The organism is Flavobacterium sp., assembly GCF_044369455.1.
GTDB lineage: Bacteria > Bacteroidota > Bacteroidia > Flavobacteriales > Flavobacteriaceae > Flavobacterium.
Map to the genome: position 1 here is coordinate 26,633 of NZ_JBIPLW010000011.1, position 17,129 is coordinate 43,761.

Sequence of the window (17,129 nt, forward strand, 5' to 3'; positions counted from 1 at the left end):
CAAATTGAATTAAAAGTTATTTTTAGTCTTCCAAACACTATACAATTATTTGTTAAACTTTATTGACTTCTTTTAATTAAATATAAATTTGTCTAATTATTTATATTAAAACTTAAACAAAATTAAAAAAAACAAATTATGAAATCAATTAAAGTATTAGCGATTGCAGTATTAACAACTTTAGCGAGTTATAGTACACAAGCACAAAGCACAAAAACTATTGTAGAAAATGCTATCGATTCTAAAGATCACACCACTTTAGTAGCTGCTGTAAAAGCGGCTGGATTAGCAGATGTATTGTCAAGTAAAGGTCCATTTACTGTGTTTGCACCAACGAACGAAGCATTTGCTAAATTACCGAAAGGAACAATTGAAACATTATTGAAACCAGAGAACAAAGCTACGTTACAAGCAGTTTTAACGTACCATGTTGTTGCTGGAAATCTTGATAGCAAAGCGGTAGTTGACGCGATCACAAAAGGAAAGGGAAGCGTTACTTTAACAACTGTACAAGGTGGAAAGCTAGTAGCATCACTTTCTGGAAAAAATGTGATTTTAACTGATGAAAAAGGAAATATTGCTACAATTACTGCTGTAGATATTACATCTTCCAATGGTGTTATTCATGTTATTGACACTGTTGTTTTGCCAAAATCATAATTAATAAGTACTTTAGTTAAAAAAAAATCTCGCTTTTGGCGAGATTTTTTTTTAATCACATTGATTATTATAAAGTAAATCCATCATGTAAAATAGCTCCTTTCTTCACAACTATGATTCCATCCTTTATTGTATATAAATCGGTAGTGGCATCTTCTAAATGTTTTCCGCCGTTAAGTCGCACATCATTTCCAATCCTGCAATTTTTATCTACAATTGTATTGCTAATAAAACAGCGTTCTCCTATTCCAATATTATAAATACCATTTATAGCATTTGTTCTGATTTCATCTATGTTTTGATAATAATCGTTACCCATAAGGTACGAATCAATAATTGTTGAGCCATAACCAACTCTACTTCTAATACCAATTACAGAATGTTCAATAGTTACACCATTTATGATACAGCCTTCAGCGACAACCGATTTGTCAACAGTTGAGGCACCCGTAATTTTTGATGGAGGTAGAACTCGAGCACGAGTATAAATTTTACTTGAATTGTCAAAAAGATTAAACTTCGGAATATCATCAGTCAATCCCAAATTGGCGTCAAAGAATGAGTCTATATTTCCAATATCGGTCCAGTATCCTTCGTATTGATAACTTAAAATTCTTTCTTTTCCAATGGCTTGAGGGATGATTTCTTTTCCAAAATCTTTAGTGTCTGGATTTTTCATCAATTCAACTAATAAATCGCGATTGAAAATATAAATTCCCATCGAAGCTAAATATATTTTTCCTTCCGCTGCCGATTCCTCGCTCACTTCAGATGTCCATTCAGGTAAAAGACTAGCATTTGGTTTCTCAATAAATGAGGTAATAAAATTTTCAGCATCCGTTTTTAAAATTCCAAAATCAGAAGCTTCTTTTGCATTTACAGGTAAAGTCGCAATAGATATTGCAGCACCACTATCATGATGCGCTTGTATCATTTCGTTAAAATCCATTTGATACAATTGATCACCTGATAAAATAAGAGCATAATCAAAATCGTGATTCATGAAATGATTCATACATTGTCTCACCGCATCTGCCGTTCCTTGAAACCAAGTTGGATTATCAGGTGTTTGTTCCGCTGCTAAAATATCCACAAAGGCTGTACTGAAATGACTAAAATGATAGGTGTTTTTAATGTGTTGATTGAGTGAAGCCGAATTGAATTGAGTCAACACAAACATTCTTTTGATATCTGAATTAATACAATTGGAAATCGGAATGTCAACCAATCGGTATTTCCCTGCAATCGGAACGGCAGGTTTGGAACGACTCTCCGTCAAAGGAGCTAATCTTGAACCTTGTCCGCCACCAAGAATTATGGCTAATGTGCTTTTGTTTATCATTTTTTTATCGTTGCGAGGAATGCCATTTCTCCCTCATTAGTACTCCTTTTTTTTATTTGGGCAACTATTCCGCCTTCCACTCCCGCTTTTATTCCTTGCTTAAAAAAAGCAAGGAATAAAGAGCTCCGTTCAAGTCGGGTTGCAAATCCTAATTCAATATCAATGTCAATATCAATGTCAATGTCAATGTCAATATCAATGTCAATATCAATGTCAATGTCAATATCAATGTCAATATCAAATTCCAAATATCAAATTCCAAATCTCAAATCCCAAATTTCAAATTTCAAATCCTCACTCTCACACCTTTTCTTTTTCAAATTTTGAGATTACTTCTGCATAATAGTTGAAAGTTGTTTTCGCAATGGATTCCCAACTGAATTTATCTAAAACTCTTTCTCTTCCTGCTTTTCCCATTTTATCGGCTAACTCTTCATTGTCTAATAAAAGGTTTACTTTTTGTGCAAAATCTTTTTGAAACCTTTCAGGATTTTTCGGATTGAAATCGGTTCTTGAAACACTTTCAAGCGGAATTAAAAAACCCGTTTGTCCTTCAATAATTATTTCGGGAATACCGCCAACGGCACTTCCAATTACAGGAGTTTCACAAGCCATGGCTTCCAAATTAATAATCCCAAATGGCTCATATAATGATGGACAAGCAAATACGCGAGCATGACTATACAAAACTTTGATTTTTTCTCTAGGCAACATTTCGGATATTAAAATAATTCCCTCTCTTTGGGATTTTAATTCAATTATAATTTCTTCCGTTTCTTTCGCAATTTCTTGAGTATCTGGCGCACCAGCGCAAAGCACCACCTGACAAGTTGTATTAAAATATTTCGCTGCCGATATCAATTGTGAAATTCCTTTTTGCCGAGTAATTCGTCCAACGAAAAGCACAAAAGGAATTTCTGGATTGATGCCATATTCCAATAATAAATCGTTGTCGAAAGTTGGTTTGTAAAATTCTGGGTTAATGCCGTTATGAATAACCGTTACTTTTTCGGCAGATACTCCATATGCTTCAATAACATCTGTTTTCATTTGTTGGCTCACGGCTATAATGCCATCAGCGGTGTTATAAGCATGGTTTTCAATCCAACGGGAAAGGAAATAGCCATTCCCAATTTGTTCTACTTTCCAAGGGCGATGCGTTTCTAAACTGTGGGTAGTAAGAATCAAAGGGGATTGCAACAATTCTCTCGAAAATATTCCCGCCAAATGCGTGTACCAAGTGTGACAATGAATTACATCTGCTTGCAACGTGTGTTGAGCCATTTCCACATTGCGACTCAAATTATGAAACATTTTGAGGTGCGGATTTGCTTCATCTTCCATTTGGTTTAACGAGGATTGAATTCCAAAAACATTCATTGTTCCAATTTCTTCTTGCTGATTTCCAAAACAACGCACTTCCACTTCACCTAATTTTGCCAATTCTTGACTCAAAAAATCGATATGCACACCAGCACCACCATAGATGTTGGGAGGAAATTCATTAGTAAAAAGTGCTATTTTCATAGGGTTTTGTTTGGTCTTTTTAATCTTTTTTAAAAGTATAAAATATTATCGTTAGATAGTTGAATTTAACCTATATAAAAACTATACATTATTTCTGGTTTCGATATTTTTGAAATTAGATTTAATGGTATCCGATGTTTTATTTTAATAATCATGTCGCACCTACGGAGCTAAAAAAAATGAATGTCAATTATTTCTACAAACATTTAGCTCCTAAAGGAGCAATTTATAGTTCCGTGGGAACCTACTGTTACTAGAAAAAATAGCAATACAAACAAAAAGCTCCATCGGAGCGATCTGTATTTAAACCAAATTAATTTAACTTTAGATTTTAGTATTCTAATTGGGCAACATTTTTAAAACAATATACACTATGGAAAATAATTCTAACCTCTTGCTAAAATGGCCAGAATTTGAAAAAGTAGAAATCAGGATAGGTACGATACTTGAAGTCAATGATTTTCCCGAAGCGCGAAATCCAGCGTATCAATTAACGATTGATTTTGGAACTGAAATTGGTTTAAAAAAATCTTCGGCGCAAATCACTAAACGTTATTCCAAAGAAGATTTAAAAGGCAAACAAATCGTTGCAGTTGTTAATTTTCCTAAGAAACAAATTGGAAATTTTATGAGCGAATGTCTGGTTTTGGGCTCTGTAGACGAGGATGATATTGTGCTATTAACTTCTGATTTGAAAGTGGAAAATGGGCTGAGAATTGGATAGGAGTATGATATACAATTTGATGGAAAGCGTATTTTCGATATGATGGCTTTACTATTTAATTTGTTTCAAAAAATAGTTTAGTGTCATTTTATTATATATTTGTTAGGCATATCGAGATTGATTTTAAAATGTAAAATTTATTAAATTAAGTTACTATGAAAAAAATGTTGCTTTCTCTTATTCTTACCAGTTCTTGCATTTTTGTTAATGCCCAATCTGCAACAAAAAATACTGATGCACCAGCCACTTCTCCGGTTGATAAAGCTGAAAATTCACTCTCAAATATTAAATTTAATCCAGACGAAAAAGTAATTACTCAGCATGTTTCAACAATCAAAGGAAGTAAAGTGCCTTATCAAGCAACGACAGGAACTATGCCTGTTTGGGATGAAGATGGAAAAACAATTGCGGGATTATTTTATACGTATTACGAGCGTTCTGATGTGAAGAATAGAGAAAGTCGTCCTTTGGTTATTTCATTTAACGGCGGTCCAGGTTCGGCTTCTGTTTGGATGCAAATTGCATATACTGGTCCAAGTTTATTAAATATTGATGATGAAGGATATCCTATTCAACCCTACGGAATAAAAGAAAATCCCTATTCGATTTTAGATGTAGCCGACATAGTTTTCGTTAATCCTGTCAATACGGCTTATTCAAGAATTACAAATAAAGAAACTCCAAAAACTACTTTTTTTGGTGTAAATGCAGATGTAAAGTATTTGGCAGAATGGATTAAAACGTTTGTCACACGAAATAATCGTTGGGCTTCGCCAAAATATCTTATTGGCGAAAGTTATGGAACCACACGTGTTTCTGGTTTGGCTTTGGAACTACAAAATAATCAATGGATGTATTTGAATGGTGTAGTGTTAGTATCGCCAACTACATTAGGAATTGAAAGAGGTGTTGTGTCTAGAGCCGCTTTACGATTACCTTATTACGCAGCTACAGCTTGGTATCATAAAATGCTTTCTTCCGATTTACAATCCAAAGACTTGACAACAATGCTTCCTGAAGTAGAAAATTTTACTATTAATGAGTTAATTCCAGAATTGAGTAAAGGTGGATTTATGGAAGAATCCAAACGCAAAGAAATGGCGACAAAAATAGCGCGTTATTCAGGAATGTCAGAAAAAGTGATTTTGCAAAATAATCTTGACGTTCCTCTGGATTATTTTTGGAAAGAATTATTAAGAGATCAAGGTTATACTGTAGGAAGATTAGATTCTCGTTATAAAGGAATTGATCGCAAAGAGGCTGGAGATAGTCCCGATTTTAATTCCGAGTTGACCTCTTGGTTGCATTCGTTTACACCTGCAATAAATATTTATCTTCGCAATAATTTAGGATACAAAACTGATTTGAAATACAACATGTTTGGACCAGTTCGACCTTGGGATAATTCAGGAGATAATACTGGTGAGAATTTGCGTCAAGCCATGGCTCAAAATACTTATTTACATGTACTAGTGCAATCAGGATATTACGATGGCGCTTGTGATTATTTTAATGCAAAATACAATTTATGGCAAATGGACCCAAGTGGTAGATTAAAAGATAGGATGTCTTTTGAAGGCTATCGAAGTGGTCACATGATGTATCTTCGCAAAGAAGATTTAATTAAAGGAAATGAAGATTTGAGAATTTTTATTCAAAAATCCCTACCAAAACCTGGAGTTCCAGCAAAATATTAAAAAAAAATCCAGAAATTAATTTCTGGATTTAAACTTGTTCTTTATTTTTTATTGCTTTTATCAATTGATAAGAGGAAATTTCAATACAAACTATGAATAAGGAGTTATAAATCAATGCATTGCTGTCTCCAATTATTATTTTTTCCTATTTTTCTAAAATTAACCAAATCCAGAAGATTAGAGAAATTATATTAAAATGATTTTAATATAGTTGCTTTTCATTAGCATTATTTTTCAATTAAATATCGTCAAATTCAATATCGGTGAAACTCTTTTCTGCCGTTGATGTTTTTACTTCTTCTACAGTTTCTTGTTGGTATTCTCTTTTGAAATCTTTTTGATGTCTTTCTGAAATAACTTCTTCTCCTTTATGGTTTAAAACATAAGCAGTCATTTCTCCTAAAATTTCAGAGAAAGCAGTAAAATCTTCTTTGTATAAATAAATTTTATGTTTTTTGAAATGAAAAGAACCATCTTCTTCGGTAAATTTTTTGCTTTCGGTAATGGTAATATAGTAATCATCGGCCTTTGTAGCTCTCACATCAAAGAAATAGGTTCTTCTTCCGGCTCTTAAAACTTTAGAAAAAATCTCATCTTTTTCTAACATATCATTTTCTCTCATATTCTTTTGGTCAATTAGTAATGTTACATAACAGTTCAAAAATGGTAATTTTTTTGTTACCAAGCAACATTTAATTTAATTCTTTTTCTGAAAGTTGCTTCATATACAATTCGGCATAATACCCTTCTTGGTTTATTAATTGATTATGAGAACCTTCTTGAATTATTTCACCTTCTTCAATAATGATAATTTTATCTGCATTTTTAGCGGATGAAACTCTGTGACTCACAATAATTGTAGTCTTTTCTTTAGAAATTTCCTGTAAATTATTCAAGATTTGCTCTTCGGTTTCTGTATCTACAGCCGAAAGACAATCGTCAAAAAGTAATATTTGTGGTTTTTTGATGATGGCTCGTGCAATAGAAACACGCTGCTTTTGTCCACCCGAAAGCGTAATGCCTCGTTCTCCCAAAACGGTTTCATATTGTTTATTAAAATTCATAATATTATCATGAACTACGGCTTTTTTGGCTGCATTTGTAACGTCATCATCCGTAGCATATTCTTTCCCAAATTTGATATTATTTTTGATAGTGTCCGAAAAAAGAAAGGCGTCTTGAGGAACAATTCCAATACTGTTTCGTAAATCATATAAATTGACTTCGTCTATCTTCGTTCCATCTATAGTGATTGTTCCTTGCTTGGTATCATACATTCTAGTAATTAATGCTAAAATGCTTGATTTTCCCGAGCCAGTTTTGCCTAAAATAGCTAAGGTTTCTCCTTTCTTTACCTTGAATGAAATATTTTGTAACGCTTTGATTTTGGTATCATCGTAAGTAAAAGTTACGTTTTTAAATTCTATTTCACCTTGGATAGTTGAATTCCCCTTGGCTTTATTTATGATTTCAGGCTGAACTTTTAAAAATTCATTGATACGTTTTTGTGATGCTTCGGCCTCCTGAACTAAAGAGGAAACCCAGCCTATAGATGTTACAGGCCACGTCAGCATGTTAACGTACAAAATAAATTCGGCAATAGTTCCAATGCTTTTTATGGTTCCGTTCATATACATTAACCCTCCAAAGTAAATAACTACTAAATTGCTCAGGCCAATTAGTGCAATCATTAGTGGACCAAAAAGTGATTGTACGCGAGCCAAACTCATACTTTTGGTTTTACTTTCTTCTGCTAATTCATCCAAATTATTTTGATATTGCTTTTCTAATGCATATGCTTTTACAACACGAATTCCCGAAAACACCTCTTGGGTAAAACTAGAAACTTTCGATAAGTATTGTTGAAAAACAGTGCTACGTTTATTAATTTCTTTACTTAATCTGAAAATAATAAAAGAAAGTATTGGTAAAGGTAAAATCGTATATAAAGTTAATCTTGGCGATACATTATACATATAAATTATCACGACAGTAAACGTAATAAAAGTATTAATAGTATACATTACTGCCGGTCCAACATATTGTCTAACCCTGGCAACGTCCTCACTGATGCGATTCATTAAGTCTCCGGTTCGGTTACTCTTGTAAAAGTTTTGGTCAAGAATTTCATAATGTTGGAACACTTCATTTTTTAAATCAAATTCTACGTGACGCGACATTACAATTAACGTTTGACGCATTAAAAATCGAAGAACACCTGCAAGAAGCGTAGCACCGATAATCCAAAAGAGATTTTGAATTAATTCGGTTTTAACTATTTCGTTACTTAAATTGCTTTTATGAAAATCTTCAATAGCCTTAAATGACTTACTTATGAGTTTTGGAGTAAACAGTGAAAAAATCTGAGAAGCGATTGTCATAATAATCCCTAATAAAAAATGGAATTTATATTTGACAAAGTATTTGTTTAAATATTGGAGTTCTTTCATTTAAATTTGATAGAATGTAGTTTTATAAATAGATTATTGTTAAATATTTAGTAATAATCAAATTATTATATTCTCTATTTAAATTGATTTTAATAACAAATTACCAATTATTCCTTGTTTTAGTGAATTTTATTGAATAAAGTTTTAATTTTGCACCTATCTTTTTTCTTAAAGCCCTAATTAATACTTTTTACAATATGACATCAGAAATTATTACGCCAGCAGAGCTAAAAAAAATGGATCCCGTTTTTGGTCAGCTATCTTTTGACAATCATGAACAAATTGTTTTTTGTAATGACAAAGATACAGGATTAAAAGCAATTATTGGAATCCATAATACAGTAATGGGACCAGCTCTTGGCGGAACAAGAATGTGGAATTATGCTAACGAATGGGAAGCATTAAATGATGTTTTACGTTTGTCTCGCGGAATGACTTATAAATCAGCCATTACAGGATTAAATCTGGGCGGCGGAAAAGCAGTTATTATTGGAGATGCTAAAACCGATAAAACCCCAGAAATGATTACACGTTTTGGACAGTTTGTAAATTCTTTGAGTGGAAAATATATCACTGCTGAAGATGTGGGAACTACAACAGAAGACATGGATAGAATTCATGAGGTTACTAAATTTGTAACCGGAATTTCAGTAGAAAAAGGCGGTTCAGGGAATCCTTCTCCTGTTACAGCTTATGGTGTTTATATGGGAATGAAAGCTGCAGCCAACTATCAATTTGGTTCTGATAGTTTAGCCGGTAAAAAAGTTTTGGTACAAGGAAACGGTCATGTTGGTGAAATCTTAATCAGTTATTTGACCAAAGAAGGAGCAATTGTTTTTGTATCCGATATTCATGAGGAAAAGATGGAAAATATGGTTTCAAAATACGGAGCCAAAATTTTTATGGGTGACGTATATAGTGCCAATGTTGATATTTATTCTCCATGTGCTTTAGGTGCGACCATAAATGATGAAACTATATACAAAATCAAAGCTAAAGTAATTGCTGGAGCTGCCAATAATCAATTAGCGGTTGAAGGAATTCACGGAGCAATTTTAAGAGAAAGAGGAATAACATATGCTCCCGATTTCTTGATAAATGCAGGTGGAATTATAAATGTGTATGGAGAGTTAGTAAAATACAGTGAGGGAGAAGCCATCAGAAAAACAGAGAATATTTATAATACAACTCTTGAAATCTTCAAATTTGCCGATGATAACAATATTACGACACAACAAGCTGCAATGCAAATAGCTGAAAATAGAATCGCACAAAGAAAAAAAGAAAATGCTAATAAATAATAGCCGTTTTTAAATTATTCCTATTTTTGCAAAGCGAAAGAGTTTCTTTCGCTTTGTTAATTTATAAAAAGTTCTTATCCGTGTTAAACAGAAGACATATTCGAGTAAAAGTGATGCAATCCATTTATGCATTACACCAAAAAAACTCTGATGATATTGAGAAAGAAGAAAAGTTTTTACTTCATAGTATTGATAGTATTCAAGATTTGTATTTAATAATGTTGTCTTCTCTTATTGAAATCAGAAAGAAAGAAATGGTCTACCTTGAAGCTTCCAGCAAAAAGCATTTAGCAACACCAGAAGAAAAAAATCCCAACAGAAAATTTGTTACTAATGCTGTTCTTCAATTATTAGAAGAAAGCAATTCGTTAAGTATTGCCATAGAGAAAAGAAAAATTACCAATTGGGCAATGAACGATGATTATATTTTAATTTTATTAAACGAAATTAAGCAAAGCGCATTATATGAAACGTATATGATGAACAAAAAGTCTTCATTCGAAGAAGATAAAGATTTTGTAATTGCAATGTTTTCCGAACTGATTGCACCTAACGAGAAATTATATGAATATTTAGAAGACTACAAACTAACGTGGGTTGATGATATTCCAGTAGTAAATACTCAAATTTTAAAGCAACTAAAGCAGGTTTTAGAGAACGACGAATTTAGAGTATCTAAACTTTACAAAGATCAAGAAGATAAAGAGTTTGTTTGTCTTTTGTTTAGAAAAACAGTACTAAACGAAGTAGCGTTAGCTAAAGAATACATTGACAAAACACCCAATTGGGATGCCGATAGAATTGCAGAAATTGATACTATCATTTTAAAAATGGCTATTTGTGAATTTTTAAAATTTCCTTCAATTCCAGTTAAAGTAACCATCAATGAGTATCTTGAAATTGCCAAAGAATATTCAACACCAAAAAGCAGTATTTTTATTAACGGAATTTTAGACAATTTGGTTAAAGAGTTCCAAAACGAAAACAAAATTCAAAAAACTGGAAGAGGTTTAATTCAAAATTAAAATATGAATAAAAGATTAAAATTATTTTTTTTAGCAGCGGTTGTTGCATTTACAATGGGATGTAAAAATGAATCAAAAAGTACTGACAATGCTATACAAGTTGCTGATGATGTTCAACCTAAAATATCGGTTTCAAAGAATTCTATTCCATCAGATGGTAAATATCCAGAGATGAAATTTGAAAAAAGCCAACATGATTTTGGAACAATTAAACAAGGTGCTAAAGTAGATTATGAATTCAAGTTTGAAAATGCTGGTGAAGCCGATTTGCAAATAACAGATGCCAAAGGTACTTGCGGTTGTACCGTTCCAGATTATCCAAAATCAGCAATTAGTCCAGGAAAAGTTGGAATTATAAAAGTGTCCTTTAACTCAACAGGTAAATCTGGTGTCACTACCAAGTCAGTTGTGTTAACGAGCAATTGTAAAGAAAAAAGTAAAGTATTAACCATAACAGCGGATATTAAAGTTCCGTCAAAAACTAAATAATTAAATACTATGGATCAAATAAGTCAATTTTTACCCTTTTTACTAATGTTTGTGGTTATCTATTTTTTTATGATTAGACCGCAACAAAAGAAAATCAAACAAGAGAAAGAATTCGAAGCCGGACTAAAAGTAGGCGATAAAATCATTACCAAAAGTGGTCTTCATGGGAAGATTTCTGAATTAGCAGATACTACAGTAGTCATCGAAACCATGTCAGGAAAACTTAAAATGGAGCGTTCCGCAATTTCATTAGAATTAACTGCAACATTGAATAAGAAAGTATAAGTTTTATTTTAAAATAGTTACCGCAAATTCGCAAATTAAAATCATTGTAGCTGTAATTTTAATTTGCGAATTTGCGGTATTTAGTTTTCTTTTAAACTGGATTTATTTCTTTTTTGCCTTTGCTTTTTTTGTGAAATCTGTTGTTGCTGTTAGTTCTGCAATTTTCACAATTACTTCAACCGCTTTTTGCATACTCTCTACCGGTACGTATTCATATTTTCCGTGAAAATTATGACCACCTGCAAAAATATTCGGACATGGCAATCCCATATAGGATAATCTACAACCATCAGTACCACCACGAATAGGCTTAATAAGCGGTTTAATGTCTAATGACTTCATTGCTTTTTCAGCCAAATCAACGATGAACATAACAGGTTGTACCTTTTCTTTCATATTGTAATATTGGTCTTTAATTGTGGTGATTACTATATCTTCACCAAATTGTTTTTTGAATTTCTTGTTGAATTTTTTTGTAATGTCATGAACGAGTTCTTTACGTTTTTTGAATTTCTTCATGTCGTGATCTCGAATGATTAAATCCAATTTAGTTTCTTCGATGCTTCCTGATAATCCTGTTACATGAAAAAAACCTTCATATCCTTTGGTTTCTTGTGGCGTTTCATGCTGAGGCAATTCGTTAATGAAATCATTGGCGATTAACATGGAGTTTATCATTTTCCCTTTAGCATAACCTGGATGTACGCTTTTTCCTTTGAAGGTAATTTTAACGCCTGCAGCATTGAAGTTTTCATATTCTAATTCACCAATCTGACTGCCATCCATAGTATACGCCCAATCGGCACCAAATTTTTCTACGTCAAATAAATCGGCACCACGACCAATTTCTTCATCTGGCGTAAACCCAACTCGAATTTTCCCGTGTTTGATTTGTGGATTGTTTACCAAATATTCCATGGCAGTTACAATCTCGGTAATACCTGCTTTATCATCGGCACCAAGCAAAGTCAAGCCATTTGTAGTGATTAAGGTCTGACCTTTATACTGCAATAAATCTTTGAAATAACTAGGCGACAATACTATATTATGTGCTGCGTTCAAAACGATATCACCACCATCATAATTCGGAATTATTTGTGGTTTTACATCTTTTCCGGTAAAGTCAGGCGTAGTATCAAAGTGAGATATGAACCCAATTGTAGGTACTTCGTGGTCAACATTCGATGGTAGTGTTGCCATGATATAACCATGTTTGTCGATAGTGACTTCTTTTAAACCAATAGCTTTAAGTTCTTTTACTAAATTGTTGGCTAAGTCAAATTGTTTTTTGGTACTGGGTGTGGTATCCGAGTTTGGGTCTGATTCGGTATCGATGGTTACGTAACTTATAAAGCGGTCAATGATGTGTTGCATTTTTTATCTTTTTTTCAAAGATAATAATTAGCTGTCATAAAAAACACCTGAAAGGTTATAGAAATCTTTCAGGTGTTGATGTGAATAAGAAAAGATTATTTATTCTTTATAATCTTTGCTTCGTTCCCCTTGAATAAACATTTTTTTAGTATTGAAATGGATAGTAAATTCGACTGATTTCCAATTGCTGTCTTCTTCTGAATCCCCTTCGAGTTTAGTGGTATATTGATACCAAAGGATGTACTTAGCGTTGTCAAATCCTTTAGTATATTTTAATGCACCCAACTCGTCACATTCCAATCCCCAAATCATAGGCCTTATAGGTTGTTCGTGAAGTTGATAGAATCCAGTTCCGTATTCCTTCAGTTCAACTATAGGTTCTTGTCCATTAAACATATACTTCCCAAGTATATCAAGATTGATGTTTTGCATATAATGAGAGATGTAATGAATCCCATCTTTGGCTTCTATTTTATCCCAGTTTTGGGAAAAACTGTTGACTGCGGTGAATAAGAAAGAAGCAATAAGTACAATTTTTATTTTCATATTTTTTGATTTTACAGATTATCGATCCACAACCGTGCATTCACAAACGCTTCAATCCATGGAGAGACTTCGTCTTTTGTGTCTTTAGGATAATGTGCCCAATTCCAGGGGAAAGTTGAACGTTCTATATGAGGCATCATTACCAAATGGCGACCAGTTTTATCGCACATCATGGCGGTGTTGTAGTCTGAACCGTTTGGATTGGCAGGATACCCTTCGTAAGCGTACTTGGCAACAATATTGTATTGACTTTCTTCGTAGGGTAATTTGAATTTTCCTTCACCATGCGATACCCAAACGCCAAGCGTACTTCCGGCTAATGATTTTAACATGATGGAATTATTCTCCTGAACTTTTACCGAAGTGAAAATACTTTCATGTTTGTGACTGTCATTATGCAGCATTTTTCCGTGAACCCCGTGTTCCGGATTTATTAATTCTAATTCCATGAATAGTTGGCAACCATTACATATTCCGACCGAAAGAGTATCTTTTCTTTTAAAGAAATTTTTCAAAGCACTGTTGGCTTTTTCGTTGTATTTAAAAGCTCCAGCCCAACCTTTAGCGGAACCTAAAACATCTGAATTTGAAAATCCGCCGACAGCTCCAATAAATTGAACATCTTCAAGATTTTCTCGTCCCGAAATCAAATCGGTCATGTGAACATCCTTTACATCAAAACCTGCTAAGTACATGGCGTTTGCCATTTCGCGTTCGGAATTACTTCCTTTTTCACGAATAATAGCCGCTTTGGGTTTGGCTCCCCTCTCCTTTGGAGAGGGGTTGGGGGTGAGGCAACCCGTATAATGTTTTGGAAAAATATATTGTAAAGGTTGTTTTCCTAAATTTTCAAATCGTTCTTGCGCTTTGTTGTTTTTAGTTTGTTTTTGATCGAGTAGGAACGAGGTTTGGAACCAGATATCTCGATAAATCTCAATATCAAAATTCCAAATACCAAAATCTAATGATGATTTATTTTGAACCGAACCGATCTTGAACAACTCTAATCCTGTTAATGCTGTTTCAAAAGTACTATCGTCTTTTGCTTGAAGCACCAATCCGATATTTTCAGAAAATAAAATCTTTACCAAATCTTTTTCGGCAAATGCATTGAAGTCAATTTTAGCGCCTAGATTGATATCTGCAAAACACATTTCCAATAAAGTTGTAATCAAACCGCCCGAACCAATATCATGTCCAGCAACGATTTGTCTGTCTTTGATTAAATCCTGAATGGTATTAAATGCTCTTTTAAAAAAGTCAGCATCCTTAATTGTGGGGGTTTCATGACCTACTTTATTTTGCGTTTGGGCAAAGGAACTTCCACCTAGTTTAAAATCATCTTGAGACAAATTGATGTAATAAATAGAACCGCCATTTCTGTGCAAAACGGGTTCTACTACTTTGGTTATATTGGAACAATTTCCAGCAGCCGAAATGATAACGGTTCCGGGTGCAGTTACTTCATCATTAGGATATTTTTGTTTCATCGAAAGGGAATCTTTTCCGGTTGGGATGTTGATTCCAAGTTCGATAGCAAAATCAGAACAGGCTTTTACGGCTTCATATAAACGCGCATCTTCACCTTCGTTTTTGCAGGCCCACATCCAATTGGCCGAAAGCGATACGCTTTTCAAACCCTCTTTTAACGGAGCAAATACAATATTTGATAAGGCTTCTCCAATAGAATTTCGAGAGCCTGCCGTTGGATTAATCAAGGCAGAAACTGGGGAGTGACCAATTGTTGTGGCAATTCCTTCTTTTCCATTATAATCCAAAGCCATAACGCCAACATTATTCAAAGGCAATTGTAATGGACCCACACATTGTTGTTTGGCTACTTTTCCGCCTACGCAACGATCAACTTTATTGGTTAACCAGTCTTTACATGCTACCGCTTCGAGTTGTAAAAGCTGTTCTACATATTCTTGAATTTTATCTTGAGAATAGGAAATTTCAGTATAATGAATTTGAAAATTTGCATCTCTCATTATGACTTTTGGAGAACTACCAAACATGTCTTCTAAAGCAAAATCCATTGGTTTTGCCCCAGTAGATTTGCTTTCAAAAGTAAAGCGATGGTCATCGGTTACTTCACCCACTTCATACATAGGAGCACGTTCGCGATCCGCAATTTTTCTCAACGTTTCAATATTTTCCTTAGCGATTATAAGTCCCATTCGTTCCTGTGATTCGTTGCCGATGATTTCTTTAGCAGATAAGGTTGGGTCGCCAATAGGCAGTTTATCTAAATCAATCAAGCCACCCGTTTCTTCTACTAATTCGGAAAGGCAGTTCAAATGTCCTCCCGCACCATGATCGTGAATCGAAACTATTGGATTGTCATCACTTTCTACAAAAGCTCTAATCGCATTGGCGGCTCTTTTTTGCATTTCGGGATTTGAACGCTGAATGGCATTCAATTCTATTCCAGAACCAAAAGCACCCGTATCTGCCGAAGAAACTGCAGCACCACCCATGCCGATTCTGTAATTTTCGCCACCAAGCACTACAATTTTATCACCTTTTTTAGGTTTGTGTTTTTTGGCTTGTTCTTCTTTTCCATAACCAATACCTCCTGCCAACATAATCACTTTATCAAAACCTAACTTACGAGAAGTCCCACTAAGCTTGTCGAAGTGCTCGTGTTCAAATGTTAAAACAGAACCTGTGATTAAAGGTTGTCCAAACTTATTTCCAAAATCGGAAGCACCATTCGATGCTTTTATCAAAATATCCATTGGTGTTTGATACAGCCATTTTCTTTCGGTCATGCCATTTTCCCAAGGACGATTTTCTTGTAATCTTGAATAGGAAGTCATATAGACAGCTGTTCCTGCTAAGGGTAATGAACCTTGTCCACCAGCCAAACGGTCGCGTATTTCGCCACCAGAACCTGTGGCAGCACCATTAAATGGTTCTACTGTGGTCGGAAAATTATGAGTTTCTGCTTTTATTGAGATTACTGAGTTGAATTCTTTTTCTTGATAATAATCTGCTTTATCACCTGTTTTTGGGGCGAACTGGGTCACTTTTGGACCTTTGATAAAAGCCACATTATCTTTATAAGCCGAAACAATATCATTCGGATTCAATTCCGAAGTTTGCTTAATCATTTTGAATAAGGACATTTCTTTTTCGACGCCATCAATTACAAAAGTTCCATTAAAAATTTTATGACGGCAATGTTCTGAATTCACTTGAGAGAAACCAAAAACTTCTGAATCGGTTAGTTTTCTATTTAGTTTTTTAGATAGATTTTCTAAATACTGAACTTCTTCATCACTTAGAGCCAAACCTTCTTGTTTGTTAAATACTTCAATATTATCAATTTCTATAATAGGTTCAGGTTTTATATTTATGGTGAAGATATCTTGATTAAGTTCACTGTATTTTTGAGAAAGCATCGGGTCGAAATCGTTGAAATCTGAAGTTACTTTTTGGAATTCTTCAATTCTGATGATGCCTTCGATTCCCATGTTTTGAGTAATCTCTACAGCATTGGTACTCCAAGGGGTAATCATGGCGGCACGTGGGCCAATAAAAAAATCCGTCAGGACGGATTTTGATATGTTTGTTTGAGAATCTGAAACAAGTTCAGATTGAAATAGCCAATTTAGTTTTGAGATGGTTTCTGTCGAAAGTTCGTTCTGCGATTTGACTGCAAAAACGGTATCACTTTCGTTTCCGAAGAAATGAATCATTGTGT

Annotated in this window: 15 protein-coding genes; 7 read left to right on the top strand and 8 right to left on the bottom strand. The window is 33.8% G+C overall.

The annotated features are described in order from the left end of the window. The first annotated feature begins 138 nt into the window (after positions 1-138). On the top strand, positions 139-660 hold the full coding sequence (locus tag ACIQ2L_RS10735; RefSeq protein ID WP_396158617.1) for a fasciclin domain-containing protein: 522 nt from the start codon (positions 139-141) through the stop codon (positions 658-660). Between the two features lie 67 nt (positions 661-727). On the opposite strand, the gene ACIQ2L_RS10740 is transcribed toward ACIQ2L_RS10735, so the two are convergent. The 3 genes from ACIQ2L_RS10740 to glgA are packed head-to-tail and all read right to left on the bottom strand — an operon-like array spanning position 728 to position 3,529. Continuing rightward, positions 728-2,002, bottom strand: coding sequence for a glucose-1-phosphate adenylyltransferase (locus ACIQ2L_RS10740; protein ID WP_396158619.1), 1,275 nt, complete (start codon positions 2,000-2,002; stop codon positions 728-730). Next, positions 1,999-2,250, bottom strand: coding sequence for a hypothetical protein (locus tag ACIQ2L_RS10745; RefSeq protein WP_396158621.1), 252 nt, complete (start codon positions 2,248-2,250; stop codon positions 1,999-2,001). Before ACIQ2L_RS10745 ends, ACIQ2L_RS10740 begins: the two co-directional genes overlap by 4 nt. Before the next feature lie 52 nt (positions 2,251-2,302). Continuing rightward, entirely contained in the window at positions 2,303-3,529 is a 1,227-nt protein-coding gene (glgA, locus tag ACIQ2L_RS10750) for a glycogen synthase (protein WP_396158623.1), read from the bottom strand. A gap of 373 nt (positions 3,530-3,902) precedes the next feature. On the opposite strand from glgA, the gene ACIQ2L_RS10755 reads away from it, so the two are divergent. Together ACIQ2L_RS10755 and ACIQ2L_RS10760 are read left to right on the top strand one after the other, a co-directional pair. Next, complete coding sequence (locus tag ACIQ2L_RS10755; protein WP_396158625.1) at positions 3,903-4,253, top strand: tRNA-binding protein; 351 nt, start codon at positions 3,903-3,905, stop codon at positions 4,251-4,253. Positions 4,254-4,408: 155 nt separating this feature from the next. Then, positions 4,409-5,950 (top strand): S10 family peptidase, encoded by a 1,542-nt coding sequence (locus tag ACIQ2L_RS10760; RefSeq protein WP_396158627.1) that lies wholly within the window; start codon positions 4,409-4,411, stop codon positions 5,948-5,950. A gap of 238 nt (positions 5,951-6,188) precedes the next feature. Here the strand turns inward: ACIQ2L_RS10760 and ACIQ2L_RS10765 are convergent, their stop codons facing one another. Together ACIQ2L_RS10765 and ACIQ2L_RS10770 are read right to left on the bottom strand one after the other, a co-directional pair. Further along, positions 6,189-6,572 carry a PUR family DNA/RNA-binding protein gene (locus ACIQ2L_RS10765; RefSeq protein WP_396158729.1) on the bottom strand — a complete coding sequence of 128 codons (384 nt, stop codon included), beginning with the start codon at positions 6,570-6,572 and terminating at the stop codon, positions 6,189-6,191. A gap of 70 nt (positions 6,573-6,642) precedes the next feature. After that, positions 6,643-8,400, bottom strand: coding sequence for an ABC transporter ATP-binding protein (locus tag ACIQ2L_RS10770; protein WP_396158629.1), 1,758 nt, complete (start codon positions 8,398-8,400; stop codon positions 6,643-6,645). Between the two features lie 197 nt (positions 8,401-8,597). Here ACIQ2L_RS10770 and ACIQ2L_RS10775 point away from each other — a divergent pair, with 197 nt between their 5' ends. From ACIQ2L_RS10775 to yajC, 4 genes are all read left to right on the top strand, one after another. Beyond that, positions 8,598-9,701 carry a Glu/Leu/Phe/Val dehydrogenase gene (locus ACIQ2L_RS10775; RefSeq protein WP_396158631.1) on the top strand — a complete coding sequence of 368 codons (1,104 nt, stop codon included), beginning with the start codon at positions 8,598-8,600 and terminating at the stop codon, positions 9,699-9,701. Between the two features lie 113 nt (positions 9,702-9,814). Then, positions 9,815-10,726: a transcription antitermination factor NusB gene (nusB, locus tag ACIQ2L_RS10780; protein WP_396158731.1), complete on the top strand. Its 912-nt coding sequence runs from the start codon at positions 9,815-9,817 to the stop codon at positions 10,724-10,726. Between the two features lie 3 nt (positions 10,727-10,729). Beyond that, a complete protein-coding gene (locus ACIQ2L_RS10785; RefSeq protein WP_396158633.1) occupies positions 10,730-11,215 on the top strand; it encodes a DUF1573 domain-containing protein in 486 nt (161 codons plus the stop codon). Between the two features lie 9 nt (positions 11,216-11,224). Continuing rightward, positions 11,225-11,500 (top strand): preprotein translocase subunit YajC, encoded by a 276-nt coding sequence (gene yajC, locus ACIQ2L_RS10790; RefSeq protein ID WP_396158635.1) that lies wholly within the window; start codon positions 11,225-11,227, stop codon positions 11,498-11,500. Positions 11,501-11,602: 102 nt separating this feature from the next. Here the strand turns inward: yajC and pepT are convergent, their stop codons facing one another. From pepT to purL, 3 genes are all read right to left on the bottom strand, one after another. Beyond that, positions 11,603-12,874: a peptidase T gene (gene pepT, locus ACIQ2L_RS10795; RefSeq protein WP_396158637.1), complete on the bottom strand. Its 1,272-nt coding sequence runs from the start codon at positions 12,872-12,874 to the stop codon at positions 11,603-11,605. A 99-nt stretch (positions 12,875-12,973) separates the two neighbouring features. Further along, positions 12,974-13,420, bottom strand: a complete 447-nt coding sequence (locus tag ACIQ2L_RS10800; protein ID WP_396158639.1) for a hypothetical protein — start codon at positions 13,418-13,420, stop codon at positions 12,974-12,976. Positions 13,421-13,431: 11 nt separating this feature from the next. After that, positions 13,432-17,124 (bottom strand): phosphoribosylformylglycinamidine synthase, encoded by a 3,693-nt coding sequence (gene purL, locus ACIQ2L_RS10805; protein WP_396158641.1) that lies wholly within the window; start codon positions 17,122-17,124, stop codon positions 13,432-13,434. Between the last annotated feature and the right edge of the window lie 5 nt (positions 17,125-17,129).

Coding starts and splice junctions, on each gene's coding strand:
- ACIQ2L_RS10735 (WP_396158617.1), top strand. CDS start 139: ATGAAATCAATTAAAGTATTAGCGATTGCAGTATTAACAACTTTAGCG.
- ACIQ2L_RS10740 (WP_396158619.1), bottom strand. CDS start 2,002: ATGATAAACAAAAGCACATTAGCCATAATTCTTGGTGGCGGACAAGGT.
- glgA (WP_396158623.1), bottom strand. CDS start 3,529: ATGAAAATAGCACTTTTTACTAATGAATTTCCTCCCAACATCTATGGT.
- ACIQ2L_RS10755 (WP_396158625.1), top strand. CDS start 3,903: ATGGAAAATAATTCTAACCTCTTGCTAAAATGGCCAGAATTTGAAAAA.
- ACIQ2L_RS10760 (WP_396158627.1), top strand. CDS start 4,409: ATGAAAAAAATGTTGCTTTCTCTTATTCTTACCAGTTCTTGCATTTTT.
- ACIQ2L_RS10765 (WP_396158729.1), bottom strand. CDS start 6,572: ATGAGAGAAAATGATATGTTAGAAAAAGATGAGATTTTTTCTAAAGTT.
- ACIQ2L_RS10770 (WP_396158629.1), bottom strand. CDS start 8,400: ATGAAAGAACTCCAATATTTAAACAAATACTTTGTCAAATATAAATTC.
- ACIQ2L_RS10775 (WP_396158631.1), top strand. CDS start 8,598: ATGACATCAGAAATTATTACGCCAGCAGAGCTAAAAAAAATGGATCCC.
- nusB (WP_396158731.1), top strand. CDS start 9,815: ATGCAATCCATTTATGCATTACACCAAAAAAACTCTGATGATATTGAG.
- ACIQ2L_RS10785 (WP_396158633.1), top strand. CDS start 10,730: ATGAATAAAAGATTAAAATTATTTTTTTTAGCAGCGGTTGTTGCATTT.
- yajC (WP_396158635.1), top strand. CDS start 11,225: ATGGATCAAATAAGTCAATTTTTACCCTTTTTACTAATGTTTGTGGTT.
- pepT (WP_396158637.1), bottom strand. CDS start 12,874: ATGCAACACATCATTGACCGCTTTATAAGTTACGTAACCATCGATACC.
- ACIQ2L_RS10800 (WP_396158639.1), bottom strand. CDS start 13,420: ATGAAAATAAAAATTGTACTTATTGCTTCTTTCTTATTCACCGCAGTC.
- purL (WP_396158641.1), bottom strand. CDS start 17,124: ATGATTCATTTCTTCGGAAACGAAAGTGATACCGTTTTTGCAGTCAAA.